The following is a 14,646-nucleotide window of genomic DNA, read 5'->3' as shown; positions in this document are numbered from 1 at the left end:
AAAATTAATGAAAAAATATATAAGTAAAGCCTTTCAACCACTAGCTATATTAGGTTTAATCGCTTTAGTCACTGTAGGTTGCGACAGAGATTACTTAAATGTTGATAGCGATATAAGAGGCGTACAAAACTTTGAAACCAATCGTAAAGTTTTCCCTTTTGTTTCTTATACTAAAAAAAGTAACCCAATTCAAACTAACGGATTACCAAACAATCTATTAGGTGTATATCATGACGATATGCAACCTTACGGAGCTACAGAAGCAAGTATTATAACTCAAGTTTTACCAACAAACTTATCCCCAGATTTTGGTGTAAATCCAACACTTCAATCTGTAAAACTTTACATACCATATTATTCTGAAATAGAAAGTACAGATGATGATGGAGTTTCCACATACACATTAGATTCTGTTTTTGGTAATCAATCCGCAACATTTAAACTTTCTATTTACAGAAGCAATTACCTGTTAAGAGACTTAGACCCTGCTTCAGATTTTGAAGACCAACAGCTTTATTACTCAAACATATTTGAAACTATAGATGTAAACTCTCAAACACTAGAGTTACTTTATGAAAACAACGATTTTTCAATTAGTAATTCTACTCACAGTGTTACCAATGAAGATGATGAAACAGAGGTTTTAGCTCCTGGAATTTATGTAGATCTTTTTAATGACAGCAACGCAAACATCATTAATCTAAGCGATTGGGAAAATTTATTTTTTCCTTATCAAGACAGCGAAGAACTTTCAAACAACAGTAGTTTTTACAATTACTTTAGAGGACTAATTTTTAAAGTAGAAGACAATACTGGAGACGGTAGTATAGCTATGCTTAACTTAGGTGATGCCAATGCTAATATAACTTTAGAATATACCTATTACGATGAAGATGATGTTGATCAAGAAGAATTATTAACAGGCCAATACACTTTAGACTTTACAGGAATTAAAGCTAACAACTTTAATAATTTATATACCACGCCTACAGATGGTGACGCAACTTTAGGTGATGACAATTTGTATTTAAAAGGAATGAATGGAAACTTTTCTGTCATTAAATTATTTGAAGGTACAGTTCAAGATGAATCTGGAAGTGATGTTCCTGCTCTAGAATATTTTAAAGAAAAAAATGAAAAATGGTTAATTAACGAAGCAGACTTAATTTTTTACGTAAATCAAGATCTTGTTAATAACCAAAGTAGTTCTAATGATGTTGAATCAGAAAGAGTAATACTTTATGATTTAAAAAACAATGTACCTATCATAGATTATTATTTTGATGCTTCGAGCAACTTTTTAAGCCCAATAAACTCAAAAATTATTTATGCGCCACGTTTAGAAAGAGACGAAGATGAAAATGGAATTAGATACAAATTTAGATTAACAGAGCATGTTAAAAATATTCTTATAAGCGACTCGACAAATTTAGATTTAGGAATATTTGTTTCAACTAACGTAAACAACATATCCACTTCAAGAATAATAAACACAACTGAAGAAGATATGATTAATTTTGTTCCTTCAAGTTCAACTATCTCTCCTAAAGGTACTGTACTTTATGGTAGTAAAGAATCTGTTCCTGAAGAAAACAGAGCAACTTTTGAAATTTATTACACAGAAACCGAAAACTAAAAATTATGTGTGGAATTGTAGGCTACATAGGAAAAAAAGAAGCTTATCCTATAGTAATGGAAGGCTTAAAAAGACTAGAATATAGAGGTTACGATAGTGCCGGTATAGCTCTATACGATGGATCAGAACTAAAGTTATCAAAAACAAAAGGTAAAGTTGCTGATTTAGAAGAAAAAGTTAAAACAGAAATCTCAAAAGATGGTTCTGTAGGAATAGGTCATACACGTTGGGCTACTCATGGTGTACCAAACGATGTAAATTCTCATCCACATTATTCTAACTCTGGTGATTTAGTAATAATTCATAATGGAATTATTGAAAACTATGAATCTATAAAAAAAGAGTTAATCAAACGTGGTTACACTTTCAAATCAGATACAGATACCGAAGTTTTAATAAACCTAATTGAAGACGTTAAGAAAAACGAAAAAGTTAAATTAGGAAAAGCAGTACAAATTGCACTAAACCAAGTTGTAGGAGCATATGCTATTGCTGTTTTTGACAAAAATAAACCAGACGAAATAGTCGTAGCTAAATTAGGAAGTCCATTAGCTATAGGTGTTGGAGAAGAAGAGTTTTTTATAGCAAGTGATGCATCACCTTTTTTAGAATACACTAAAAAAGCTATTTATTTAGAAGATGAAGAAATGGCTATTGTAAGACTTAAAAAAGGAGTTAAAATAAGAAAAATCAAAAACGATTCTTTAGTAGACCCTTACATTCAAGAATTAAAAATAAATTTAGAACAAATAGAAAAAGGTGGTTATGAACATTTCATGCTTAAAGAAATTCATGAACAACCTAATGCTATAAAAGACACCTACAGAGGAAGATTAAGAGTCAATGATAGTATTATAAAAATGGCTGGTATTGATGATAATCTAGAAAAATTCTTAAACGCTAATAGAATTATTATCGTCGCATGTGGTACCTCTTGGCATGCTGGATTAGTTGCAGAATATATATTTGAAGACCTAGCAAGAATACCTGTTGAAGTAGAATATGCTTCTGAGTTTAGATACCGTAATCCAGTAATTTCAGAAAAAGATGTTGTAATAGCAATTTCTCAATCAGGTGAAACTGCAGATACACTTGCAGCCATTAAATTAGCTAAACAAAAAGGAGCTTTTGTTTTTGGTGTCTGTAATGTTGTTGGTTCTTCTATAGCTAGAGAAACACACGCAGGTGCTTACACTCATGCAGGACCAGAAATTGGTGTTGCTTCAACAAAAGCATTTACAACTCAAATTACAGTACTAACGCTTATAGCTTTAAAACTAGCTAAATCTAATGGAAATTTATCTAATTCTGAATTTCAAAAACATTTAGTAGAATTAGAATTAATACCAAATAAAGTAGCTGAAGCTTTAAAATCTGACGACCATATAAAAATGGTAGCAGAAACTTATAAAGACGCAAAAAACTGTTTATACTTAGGTAGAGGATTTAATTTTCCAGTAGCTTTAGAAGGTGCTCTAAAACTAAAAGAAATTTCTTACATCCATGCAGAAGGTTATCCTGCTGCAGAAATGAAACACGGACCAATTGCATTAATTGATGATCAAATGCCTGTATTTGTAATTGCAACAAAAAAAGGGCATTATGAAAAAGTAGTAAGCAATATCCAAGAGATAAAATCAAGGTCAGGTAAAATAATAGGAATTGTAACTAAAGGTGACCAAGATGTAAAAGAATTGGCAGATCATGTCATTGAAGTTCCAGAAACTATCGAATCTTTAACTCCTTTATTAACAACAATACCATTACAACTTTTATCTTATCATATTGCTGTGATGTTAGGTAAAAATGTTGATCAACCAAGAAACTTAGCAAAATCAGTTACTGTAGAATAAAAACTGAATAGTTAACACTAGCTTCAAAATCTTAAAATATTCAATAATCCTTGGTGATTTTTACGAATAATAGATTTTGAAGCTATTTTTTTTCGCAAAAACTTATTATGCACGCATAATTTTCTTTCACTTTTTTTTAAGATTTAGTTAAAAAACGTATATTGCTACAATAATTAAACTAAATCTAAAAAATGAAGACAACCCTTAAAATTGCAATGTTGTTATTTTGTGCTATTACTTTTGCACAAACAACAATAACAGGTACAGTTGTAGATGATGTAAGTAAACAACCTATACCTAGTGCTAATGTTATTATCCTCGGAACTTCAGAAGGAACAGTAACAGACTTTGACGGAAATTTTACTTTAAACACAAACCAAACACCACCTTTTAGTATACAAGTAAGTAGTGTTGGTTTTACAAGTCAAACAACCGAAATTACCACTAACAATCAAAAAGTAGACATCGTTTTAACAGAAGGAACATCTTTAGATGAAGTTGTTATTTCTGCGTCTCGTACACCAGAACGTATTTTTGAATCTCCTGTAACGGTAGAGCGATTTGGTCTAAAAGAAATTAAAAACACTGCTTCTGTAGATTTTTATGATGGATTAGAAAACCTTAAGGGTGTAGACATTAATACAAATAGTTTAACATTCAAATCTATTAACACACGTGGTTTTGCAACATTTGCTAACACTAGATTTATGCAGTTAGTAGATGGTATGGATAATTCAGCTCCTGCCTTAAACTTCCCGTTAGGTAACTTATTAGGTATGACAGAAACAGATGTACTAAGTGTAGAGCTTTTACCTGGTGCATCATCTGCTCTTTACGGTGCAAATGCCTTTAACGGAATCTTATTCATGAGAAGTAAAAACCCTTTTGATCATGAAGGAATTAGTGGTTATATTAAAAGAGGTATAACATCTCAAGAAGCTGCTGGAGACAATCCTTTAACAGATTTAGGTATTAGAATGGCTCATAAATTCTCAGATAAATTTGCTGTAAAAGTTAACTTTGGTTACTTAAAAGGAACTGATTGGGCTGCAACTAACGAAAAAGATAAATTAAATAGAGGCTTAACAAGATCAGACTATGACTATGATGGTATTAACGTTTATGGAGATGAAGTATCTGCAAACATTAGATCTGCTTCAGGTTTAGGTATTATTCCTGATGTAACAGTAAGTAGAACTGGTTATAATGAAAGAGATCTAACTAACTATAATGCTGAAAGTATAAAAGCAGATTGGGGATTATATTTTAGACCATTTACAGATAGTGATTTTGAAATTGCTTATGTAGGAAAAGTTGGTTCTGGTAACACTATTTACCAAGGTGCAAATAGATACAATATCAATAATTTCTTTTTACAACAACATAAATTAGAAATTAGAGATAAAAACTTCTTTGTAAGAGGTTATGTAACAGAAGATAAAGCTGGAGATTCTTACGATATGGTTTTTACAGGAATCAATATTAATAGATCATGGAAGAGTGACGAAGATTGGTTTGGAGATTACATTGCAACATTTGCAGGTATAGAGTTAAGTGGTAACCCTTTAGGTCTGTCAGAACAGCAAAAGCATGACGCTGCAAGAGCTGCTGCAGATACAGGAAGATATTTACCAGGAACACCAGAATTTCAAAATGCATTTAACAAAGTTACAAGAGATCCTGATTTAAGCACTGGATCTAAATTTCAAGATAATTCAAAAATCTATCATGCAGATGCTAATTACAATTTTAGTGACATGATTGATTTTGCTGAAATTCAAATAGGCGGATCTTATAGAAAGTATAAATTAAACTCTTTTGGAACTATTTATACAGATAATGATGGTCCTATTGATTATTCTGAGGTTGGTTTTTATACTCAAATCCAAAAAAACTTCGACTTAAGTGAAAATGTAGAATTAAAAGCAACAGGTTCTGTTCGTTATGACAAATCAGAATTATTTGACGGTTTCTTTTCTCCTAGATTATCTTTAGGATTTACAGTTAATAAAGATCATAACTTCCGTGCTTCTGTTCAAACAGGATTTAGAAACCCTACTACTCAAGACTTATACATTGGTTTAGATGTAGGAAGAGCAGTATTAGTTGGTGGTGCTTTAGATAACCCAGAAAGATATGTAGACACTTACAATGTAAGTCCTGCAGGTCAAGCTTTTACAAACTCTGCAACTATAGACTTCTCTGGACAAAGTGCTTATACAAATTCATACTTAGCTAACTCTGTACAAGATTTTGCAGAATCAACAAACCCTGCAGATTTAAGAGTAGCAAATTCTAACTTTGCTCAACCAGAACAAGTAACTTCTTTTGAAGTTGGATACAGAGGTAAATTAGATAAGTTTATAGTAGACGTTAGTGCATACTATAACTCTTACAAAGACTTCTTAGCTAATGAAACTGTAATCGCTCCTTTCTACGGAACAGTTGGAGATAACTCTTTATCTTTATTAGCTATTCAAAATGGAGATTATCAAGCTTATCAAACATACACTAACTCTGATGCTAACGTAAATTCTTACGGAACTGCATTAGGTGTAACAACTAAAGTCTTAAATGATTTTGACTTAGGATTTAACTATACATACGCAAAATTAGATTTTGATCAAGAAAATAATCCAGATTTTAGAACAAACTTCAATACTCCAGAACATAAAGTAAAAGCAACATTTGGTAACACAGAGTTATTTAAAAACTTTGGATTTAACCTTGCTTGGAGATGGAGTGATGCTTACTTCTGGGAAGCGTCGTTTGGTGATGGAGAAGTACCTGCATACCACACAATTGATGCGCAGATTAACTACAGAGTTCCAAGTTTAAAATCTACATTTAAGGCTGGAGCAACAAACCTGTTAGGAGATGAGTACTTTACAGCATTTGGTACTGGATTTATTGGATCTCAATACTACGTATCTTGGACTATTAATAACCTATAAAATTTATGAAAATGAACAAATTAAAATATATATGGATACTTGCTGCAGCTTTAGGCTTTACAGCTTGTAGTGATGACGATAGTAGCTCAGATGATGTATCTGGACCTCTTCCAGAATTAACAGCTGGAGATGCAAATTTTTCAACATACGTTTCTTTAGGTAACTCGCTTACTGCTGGTTTTGCAGACAATGCTTTATATAGAATATCTCAAGAAAACTCAATGCCTAATATATTATCTGGTCAATTCTCTTTAGTTGGTGGCGGTAACTTTAACCAACCACTAACAAATGATAATACTGGTGGGTTATTAATTAACGGTAGTCAACTTCCTGGTTTTGGTCCAAGATTAGCGTTTGATGGTAGTGGTCCAACTTCTATTACAAACTTAAACCCTATGGCTCAAACTACAACAGATATTGTTTTAAATAATCCAACTGGACCATTTAACAATATGGGTGTTCCAGGAGCAAAAAGTTTTCATCTATTAGCTCCAGGTTATGGTGATTTAAACGGTTTATTTGCAACACCTGCGACTGCAAATCCTTATTTTGTAAGAATGGCAAGTTCTCCTACAACATCTGTTATTGCAGATGCTATGGCACAATCACCAACGTTCTTTTCTTTATGGATAGGAAACAATGATGTTTTAGGTTATGCTTTATCTGGTGGAGAAAGTGATACTATGGCAGAAAACTATGACCCTATTACTGATCAAGCAACATTTGATTTTGCATATAACACTTTAGTGACAACCTTAACTTCTGGAGGTTCTCAAGGTGTAATTGCAAACATTCCAGATGTTACATCAATACCTCATTTCACAACAGTACCTTACAACCCTTTAAGTCCTGATAATCCTGATTTTGGTCCGCAAATACCAACGTTAAACTCAATTTTTGGAGCAATTAATCAAATATATGATGCTTTAGGAGAGTCTGAAAGAGCTATAGTTTTTTCTCAATCAGAGAATAGCCCTGTAGTTATTAAAGACGAAAGCTTAACAGATATTTCTGCTCAAATAAGCGGAGCGCTTATGGCTAGTCCAACATTTCCTGCTTTTATCGCACAATTTGGGCTTCCTGCTCAAGCAGCTCCTTTAGTAGCAAACCTTTTAGGAAACACTTATGGTCAAACAAGACAAGCAACAGCTGCAGATTTATTTGTTTTACCAAGTAGTAGTGTAATAGGAACTGTTAACACGGATTATGCTGCTGGATTAGTAGCGCAAGGATTACCGCCAGCACTAGCTGGACAATTCTCTGCTGAAGGTATTACTAAACCTTTAGATGACAAATGGGTTTTAATTCCTTCAGAACAATCAGAAATAGCATCTGCTACTGCTGCATTTAATTCGACAATAGAAAACGCTGCTAATAACGCAGGTTTAGCATTTGTTGACGCTAATACGTTATTAAATCAATTAGCTAATGGTGGTATTTCTTCTGGAGATTATTTATTAACAGCAAGTTTAGTTACTGGTGGTGCATTTTCTTTAGATGGTGTTCATCCAAACTCTAGAGGTTACGCTTTAATTGCAAACGAATTCTTAAAAGCTATAGATGCTACATATGGCTCTAACTTTGAAGCTTCAGGAAACCTAGTAAATATAGGTAACTACAATACAACATATTCTGCTGGATTAAACTAAATTAGCAGTAAAATTTAAATTTATAAAACACCTTCATACAGAAGGTGTTTTTTTATATTCAAAATAAGAAAAAAGACCTTTTATTTTAAATAAAAACACCTATCTTTGCACGCGAAAACAGAAATAGTTTTCATTCAATTAAATACCATAATATTAAACAGATAAGTAATGTCAAAAGTTACAGGTAAAGTTGCACAAATAGTTGGTCCAGTTATCGATGTAGAATTCGGAGCCGGTACTGAACTACCAAAAATTTACGATTCATTAGAAATTAATAAGGCTGACGGCTCTAAGTTAGTACTAGAAGTACAATCTCACATTGGTGAAGATACTGTACGTACTATCGCTATGGACTCATCAGATGGTTTAAGTAGAGGAACAGAAGTTGTTGCAACTGGCGCTCCTATCCAAATGCCAATTGGTGGTGATGTTTACGGACGTTTATTTAACGTTATTGGAGATGCTATTGATGGTTTAGGAGACTTACCTAAAGCAGGAGAAGCTGGTTTACCAATTCACCGTCAAGCACCAAAATTTGAAGACTTATCTACTTCTACTGAAGTTTTATTTACAGGTATTAAAGTAATTGACTTAATTGAGCCTTACGCAAAAGGAGGTAAGATTGGATTATTTGGTGGTGCCGGAGTAGGTAAAACTGTATTAATCCAGGAGTTAATTAATAACATTGCTAAGGGTCACGGTGGACTTTCAGTATTTGCTGGAGTTGGAGAAAGAACTCGTGAAGGAAATGACCTTTTAAGAGAGATGTTAGAGTCAGGAATTATTAAGTATGGTGACGACTTTATGCATTCTATGGAAGAAGGCGGATGGGATCTTCAAAAAGTTGATAAAGCAGCTATGAAAGACTCTAAAGCAACTTTCGTTTTTGGACAAATGAACGAACCACCAGGAGCACGTGCGCGTGTTGCCTTATCTGGTTTAACAATAGCAGAATACTTCCGTGATGGCGCTGGAGATGGACAAGGAAAAGACGTACTTTTCTTCGTAGATAACATCTTCCGTTTTACACAAGCAGGATCTGAGGTATCTGCACTTTTAGGACGTATGCCTTCTGCGGTAGGTTACCAACCAACATTAGCTACAGAAATGGGTGCAATGCAAGAGCGTATTACATCTACTAAAAAAGGATCTATTACATCTGTACAAGCGGTTTACGTACCTGCGGATGATTTAACGGATCCAGCACCAGCAACTACGTTTGCTCACTTAGATGCAACTACAGTATTATCTCGTAAAATTGCCGAGTTAGGTATTTATCCTGCGGTAGACCCGTTAGATTCTACTTCAAGAATTTTAACTGCAGATATCTTAGGAAACGATCACTACGCTTGTGCACAAAGAGTTAAAGAGTTATTACAACGTTATAAAGAATTACAAGACATTATTGCTATCCTTGGTATGGAAGAATTATCTGAAGAAGATAAAATGGCTGTAGGTAGAGCACGTCGTGTACAACGTTTCTTATCTCAACCTTTCCACGTAGCAGAGCAATTTACTGGTATCCCTGGAGTATTAGTAGACATTAAAGATACTATTAAAGGATTTAACATGATTATGGATGGTGAATTAGATCACTTACCAGAAGCAGCGTTTAACCTTAAAGGAACAATTGAAGAAGCTATAGAAGCTGGAGAAAAAATGTTAGCTGAAGCGTAAACTAGTAATGAGATATAAGATATTAGTAGTGAGAACTTCTAATTACTCAATACTCAATACTCAATAAAAAAAATATGTATTTAGAAATTGTATCACCAGAAGCTACTTTATTTAGCGGAGAAGTAACCAGCGTTGTTGTACCTGGTGTAAATGGAGATTTTGAAATGTTAAACAATCACGCTCCTGTTGTCTCTATATTAAAAGAAGGTAACGTTAAAATTACTGGTAATATAGAGTTAGATGAAGCTGTTCAAGATCGTTTTACTAAAGGCGATAAAAACACTACTTTACTAAAAATAAATTCTGGTACAATCGAAATGAAAGATAACAAAGTGATTGTTTTAGCAGATTAATAAAACATTACTTTTACAATTAAAAAACGCGAAGCAAATGCTTCGCGTTTTTTGTTTTATACTTTTTTAATAACGTTGGTTACAATACCCCAAATTAAAAAATTATTATCTTCTGTAATCTTAATGATAGGATAATTTGGGTTTTCTGGTTGTAACCAAACTTCTTCTTTTTCTACCCGTAGACGTTTTACTGTAAACTCGCCATCTAAAAAACAAACTGCTATTTTATTGTTTGCTGGCTCTAAACTACGGTCTATAACTAACAAATCATTATCGTCTAATCCGGCACCTATCATAGACTGACCGCTTACACGTGCATAAAAAGTAGCTTCTTTGTTTTTTACTAACGTCTCGTCTAATGATAGACGTTCTTCTTTAAAATCTTCTGCTGGCGATGGAAATCCTGCCGAAATACCTGCATCAAAAAAATGAGCTCCGGATTGTGCTGTTGCATCTGGTATGTAAAAGGTTAAACTTCCTGATTTGTGCTTGATCATAGTTAAGTCTTTTTGTTAGCAAATAGTTGCGTTAGGGATTGTAGCATTGTTGGAGCGCCTTGCAAAGCGCGACTGCGAAAAGCCCGACCCAATAGGGTAACGCCCAAATTATATGTTATGTTTTTATTTTTTTATTATAATGGTTATTTAACTTTTATAATATCGTTTATATTGGTTGTATACCTAGGCGATAATCGTTCTTGACGCATCTTCCAGGTACGTTCTAGGTCTTGACTTGCTAATTTAATTTTATTTGTGTGATATTTTAAATTTATTTGATCTATTGTTTGCATTAGCGGTAAATGCTTTGGGTTTTCTTTTTCGAAAATATTGAGTTGATAATTGTTTGTAGGCACAAAACCTGTTATCATTACGCCTGCTTTTTTATATTCTATTCCTTTTTTAAAAATTTTAGTTACTGCATTAACCGCTGTATTACTAATTATTAAAGATGAATTGGTTGCATATGGTAAGTGCACTGCTCTGCTTTCTGAATGTTGTGCTTGTTCTTTTTTATGCTTATTACTTTTTAAAAATACAATTATGGTATGACAGCTAGAGTGTTGTTTACGTAACTTTTCTGCACAAGTTACTGCAAAGGTTGCTACACGCTCTTTTATATAACTTAAATCAGAATACGTGTAATCAAAACTACGTGTTGTGGCTATTACTTTTTTAGCTTGATCATATTCTTCTAAAGTTAATGTTGGTATGCCATTTAAATCGCGATGTAATCGTGCTTCTACTACAGAAAAATTAACTTTTATCCAATCTTCTGGCAAATTAGCAAAGTCTAGAGCTGTTTTGCATCCTTTGGCTTTTAATCGTTTTGATAATTGTCTTCCTATGCCCCAAACGTCTTCAATTTTTAGCCATTTTAATGCTTTTATACGCTTATCTTCGGTATCTATAACATAAGTCCCTTTAGTTTGTTTAGGGAATTTTCTTGCTATTTTATTAGCTACTTTACTTAATCCTTTTGTGGTTGCTATACCTACACAGGTTGGTATGCCTGTCCATTTTAAAACGCGTTGTCTTATTTGCTGTCCATAATCGTCTAAATCGTAATTTTCAAATCCTTTAAATTGCAAAAAGGATTCGTCTATACTATATACCTCAACATCTGGTGTAAACTGTTTTAAGATAGACATGACACGACTACTCATGTCACCGTATAGCGGATAATTAGATGAAAGTACGTGTATGTTATTAATTTTACAGAAGTTTTCCCATTTAAAAATTGGCGCGCCCATAGGCAAACCTAAATTTTTAGCCTCATCACTACGCGAAATCACACAACCATCATTATTGCTAAGTATAGCAACTGGTTTACCGTTAAGGTTTGGGTTAAATACGCGCTCACAAGAGGCATAAAAATTATTACAATCTACTAATGCAAACATATGTGTAAAATTACATAATATGTTTGAATTTATGCTGAGTTTTTTACCTTGAAGAATGTTAAAATTTAAATGAATAATAGTAACTTGTAACACTTTAATCCTTTTATCTACTAATTAATATAGATAATAAAATATGTCTCCAACCTTTAAAACCATAGCAAAATTTCAGTATTCTGCAGAAGCGCAGATTATAAAAGGTCGTTTAGAATCTGAAGGTATCGAAGTATTTTTAAGCGATCACTTAACTATAGATACAGATCCTTTGGTAAGCAACGCTATTGGTGGCGTTAAACTAAAAGTATTAGCTAAAGATGCTTTAAGAGCGCAACATATTTTAGAAACTATTAATAAATACTCGGTAGATGATAATGGCAACGCTATACATTGTCCTAATTGTAACAGTAGCAAAGTAGCTATGTTTTCTACTATTAAAGATTTTAAATCTTTCTTTTCTTTTATGATTGGTTTTTTATTTGGAACACTTCCCTTTTATGCTAAGGATAAGTATAGATGTGATGATTGTAAAACTGAATTTGATATTAAATAGATGAGTAAATACACCATTAGTTATATACAAAAAGTACCATTATGGCGAACTATTTTAGGCGTTGCAATAATAGTTTTTACCATTTTTAACTTAATAACATCAGGAAATATAGCTACAATCGTTCCTTTAGCTTTTAGCTATTTATTATTAAAAACTGAAGGCACAGAGATTGATTTAGAATCAAAAACCTACAGAAAAGTATTTTCAATTCTTGGTTTTAAAATTGGTAAGTGGCAATCAATTCCAGACATTGACTACGTTTCTGTTTTTGCAGCAACATTTAACACCAAAGTTTGGGTATCTACTGCTTCTACAAATATTTCTGAAAACAAATATGCTATTAATTTATTTTACGATACTAAAAATAAAATTGAAGCAACAACGGTATATCAAGAAAAAGAAGCTTTTGATATTGGTTTACATTTAGCTGATGCACTTGACGCAGACTTATTAGACGCTACCGAAACTAATGATTTTAAATGGATGAACAAAGATGCCTATCGTGAAAGAGGTGAATTTGTTTATGAATAAATTAAACTTTAACAGCATCAAAAGACTGTTTCAAAATTTTAACTACGGTTTCAATTTCATCTTCATTTAAGTGACCAAAACCTAATCGTATAGCACAAAGTGATTTGTTTTGATACAAAATGGTTTTTGGTAAAAATAAATTGTTAGCTTTTGCTTTTTCGGCTAATTGAAATAAAGATATATTAGAATTAAATTCTAACCATATTGCTAATCCACCATCAGGGATTTTCCAAGTAGCTTCACCTTTAAAATGAACAGTTAAACATTTGGACAAATAATCTCTGCGTTGTTTGTAAACCGTAACATTTTTCTTGATTAATCGGTTAATTTCACCTTCTGCAATAAGCTCAGATAACATTTGTTTTTGTATTAAATCGCCTTGTTTATCTAATAACTGAAGGTAATTATTAGCTTCTTTAATTACGTTTTGCGGCGCGATTAAAAACCCTATTTGAAAACTAGGAAAAAAAGATTGTCCTAAACGTCCTAGATAGATTACAACGCCTTCACTATCTGCACTTGCCATAGGTAACATTGCCGATCCATTTAATTGAAAATCGTAATCAAAATCGTCTTCAATTATAGCAAAATTATAAGCTTTAGCTAGTTGTAATAATTTAACACGCCTATCGGCAGACAACGTTACGGTTGTTGGGTATTGCCTATGCGCACAAACATAAACACATCTAATACTGTTTTTGGTAAAATGCTGTTCTATATAATCTACATCTATTCCGTTATGATCAACAGGTATTGTAATTAAATTTGCACCAGCTTGCTGAAAAATCATATTTGATTTATAAGGACTTAATTGCGCAACCAATACCACATCGTTTTTTTTAATAAGTAATTGAGATACGATATACAAACTCATTTCTGTACTTCGAGTACTTAAAATATTATGCGGCATTATGTAAAAACCGCGTGTTGCATTTAAATAATTACACAGTTGTTTATTAAATATAGAATAGAATTGATCTTGGGTTTGATTCCATTTAGACACTAAAGTTGGACGTTTCATAGACGCACTATACCAACGCGAAAATTGATGTGTTGGATGCAATCTTAAATCCGGTTGTCCATCGTTTAGCACATATGCACAATCAGAATTTTCTTCTGTAGATGCCAAATTAAATGAAGATTGAAATGAAAACCCTGCTGTTTCTGGATACGTCTTTAGTTTTTCTAATCCTTGTGCAGCGCCTTTAATTGCTGCTGTTTTCTTTTCGGGCATTAAAACAAAAGTACCTTTATTTGCAACTATATCTACCCAACCTTGTGATGCTAATTCGTCATAAACTGCAACTGCAGTATTACGATTTATATCAAGCAGTCCGCTAAATTTTCTAGTTCCTGGCAACTTCGTTCCTTCGGTTAAATAACCACGTTGTATGGCATTAATAACTTGTTGAGCAATTTGAATGTACTTGGGCGAAACAGATGTATTATCTAAAGTTACTAATGTTAATAATATGTCTTCAGCCGGACTATTCATTGTTTTAAAACTGGACTAGTTTACTAATCCGGAAAGTTACGAATTTTGCAC

The 14,646-nt window shown here is 32.8% G+C and carries 11 protein-coding genes; 8 read left to right on the top strand and 3 right to left on the bottom strand.

Annotation, left to right across the window (positions count from 1 at the left end):
- The first annotated feature begins 7 nt into the window (after positions 1-7).
- From ACEQT4_RS02775 to ACEQT4_RS02750, 6 genes are all read left to right on the top strand, one after another.
- The gene (locus tag ACEQT4_RS02775) at positions 8-1,636 is read left to right on the top strand and encodes a DUF4270 domain-containing protein (protein WP_370225909.1); all 1,629 of its coding nucleotides are present in this window, start codon (positions 8-10) and stop codon (positions 1,634-1,636) included.
- 5 nt (positions 1,637-1,641) lie between these two features.
- Positions 1,642-3,489, top strand: a complete 1,848-nt coding sequence (gene glmS / locus ACEQT4_RS02770) for a glutamine--fructose-6-phosphate transaminase (isomerizing) (RefSeq protein ID WP_027879616.1) — start codon at positions 1,642-1,644, stop codon at positions 3,487-3,489.
- Between the two features lie 191 nt (positions 3,490-3,680).
- Positions 3,681-6,443, top strand: a complete 2,763-nt coding sequence (locus ACEQT4_RS02765; RefSeq protein WP_370225908.1) for a TonB-dependent receptor — start codon at positions 3,681-3,683, stop codon at positions 6,441-6,443.
- 11 nt (positions 6,444-6,454) lie between these two features.
- A complete protein-coding gene (locus ACEQT4_RS02760; protein ID WP_370225907.1) occupies positions 6,455-8,092 on the top strand; it encodes a G-D-S-L family lipolytic protein in 1,638 nt (545 codons plus the stop codon).
- Between the two features lie 168 nt (positions 8,093-8,260).
- Positions 8,261-9,769 carry a F0F1 ATP synthase subunit beta gene (gene atpD, locus ACEQT4_RS02755; RefSeq protein WP_106677203.1) on the top strand — a complete coding sequence of 503 codons (1,509 nt, stop codon included), beginning with the start codon at positions 8,261-8,263 and terminating at the stop codon, positions 9,767-9,769.
- 74 nt (positions 9,770-9,843) lie between these two features.
- A complete protein-coding gene (locus tag ACEQT4_RS02750; RefSeq protein ID WP_370225905.1) occupies positions 9,844-10,122 on the top strand; it encodes a F0F1 ATP synthase subunit epsilon in 279 nt (92 codons plus the stop codon).
- A gap of 56 nt (positions 10,123-10,178) precedes the next feature.
- On the opposite strand, the gene ACEQT4_RS02745 is transcribed toward ACEQT4_RS02750, so the two are convergent.
- Together ACEQT4_RS02745 and ACEQT4_RS02740 are read right to left on the bottom strand one after the other, a co-directional pair.
- Entirely contained in the window at positions 10,179-10,619 is a 441-nt protein-coding gene (locus ACEQT4_RS02745; RefSeq protein ID WP_027879621.1) for a LexA family transcriptional regulator, read from the bottom strand.
- A 143-nt stretch (positions 10,620-10,762) separates the two neighbouring features.
- Positions 10,763-12,022, bottom strand: coding sequence for a Y-family DNA polymerase (locus ACEQT4_RS02740; RefSeq protein WP_370225904.1), 1,260 nt, complete (start codon positions 12,020-12,022; stop codon positions 10,763-10,765).
- 133 nt (positions 12,023-12,155) lie between these two features.
- Between ACEQT4_RS02740 and ACEQT4_RS02735 the strand changes: the two genes are divergently transcribed.
- Together ACEQT4_RS02735 and ACEQT4_RS02730 are read left to right on the top strand one after the other, a co-directional pair.
- Positions 12,156-12,569, top strand: a complete 414-nt coding sequence (locus tag ACEQT4_RS02735; protein WP_370225902.1) for a putative signal transducing protein — start codon at positions 12,156-12,158, stop codon at positions 12,567-12,569.
- The gene (locus ACEQT4_RS02730; protein WP_370225900.1) at positions 12,570-13,100 is read left to right on the top strand and encodes a hypothetical protein; all 531 of its coding nucleotides are present in this window, start codon (positions 12,570-12,572) and stop codon (positions 13,098-13,100) included.
- Position 13,101: 1 nt separating this feature from the next.
- Here the strand turns inward: ACEQT4_RS02730 and ACEQT4_RS02725 are convergent, their stop codons facing one another.
- Complete coding sequence (locus tag ACEQT4_RS02725) at positions 13,102-14,595, bottom strand: PLP-dependent aminotransferase family protein (RefSeq protein WP_370225899.1); 1,494 nt, start codon at positions 14,593-14,595, stop codon at positions 13,102-13,104.
- Positions 14,596-14,646: the final 51 nt, after the last annotated feature.

It is taken from the genome of Mesoflavibacter sp. (assembly GCF_964226795.1).
GTDB classification, from domain to species: domain Bacteria; phylum Bacteroidota; class Bacteroidia; order Flavobacteriales; family Flavobacteriaceae; genus Mesoflavibacter; species Mesoflavibacter zeaxanthinifaciens.
The sequence above is the reverse complement of the archived record's forward strand: the minus strand, read 5'-3'. Positions and strand labels throughout refer to the sequence as shown.

What these genes read in the sequence shown, in the direction of transcription:
- ACEQT4_RS02730 (WP_370225900.1), top strand. Translation starts at nt 12,570, where the DNA reads ATGAGTAAATACACCATTAGTTATATACAAAAAGTACCATTATGGCGA.
- ACEQT4_RS02765 (WP_370225908.1), top strand. Translation starts at nt 3,681, where the DNA reads ATGAAGACAACCCTTAAAATTGCAATGTTGTTATTTTGTGCTATTACT.
- glmS (WP_027879616.1), top strand. Translation starts at nt 1,642, where the DNA reads ATGTGTGGAATTGTAGGCTACATAGGAAAAAAAGAAGCTTATCCTATA.
- ACEQT4_RS02745 (WP_027879621.1), bottom strand. Translation starts at nt 10,619, where the DNA reads ATGATCAAGCACAAATCAGGAAGTTTAACCTTTTACATACCAGATGCA.
- ACEQT4_RS02775 (WP_370225909.1), top strand. Translation starts at nt 8, where the DNA reads ATGAAAAAATATATAAGTAAAGCCTTTCAACCACTAGCTATATTAGGT.
- ACEQT4_RS02750 (WP_370225905.1), top strand. Translation starts at nt 9,844, where the DNA reads ATGTATTTAGAAATTGTATCACCAGAAGCTACTTTATTTAGCGGAGAA.
- ACEQT4_RS02740 (WP_370225904.1), bottom strand. Translation starts at nt 12,022, where the DNA reads ATGTTTGCATTAGTAGATTGTAATAATTTTTATGCCTCTTGTGAGCGC.
- ACEQT4_RS02725 (WP_370225899.1), bottom strand. Translation starts at nt 14,595, where the DNA reads ATGAATAGTCCGGCTGAAGACATATTATTAACATTAGTAACTTTAGAT.
- ACEQT4_RS02735 (WP_370225902.1), top strand. Translation starts at nt 12,156, where the DNA reads ATGTCTCCAACCTTTAAAACCATAGCAAAATTTCAGTATTCTGCAGAA.
- ACEQT4_RS02760 (WP_370225907.1), top strand. Translation starts at nt 6,455, where the DNA reads ATGAACAAATTAAAATATATATGGATACTTGCTGCAGCTTTAGGCTTT.
- atpD (WP_106677203.1), top strand. Translation starts at nt 8,261, where the DNA reads ATGTCAAAAGTTACAGGTAAAGTTGCACAAATAGTTGGTCCAGTTATC.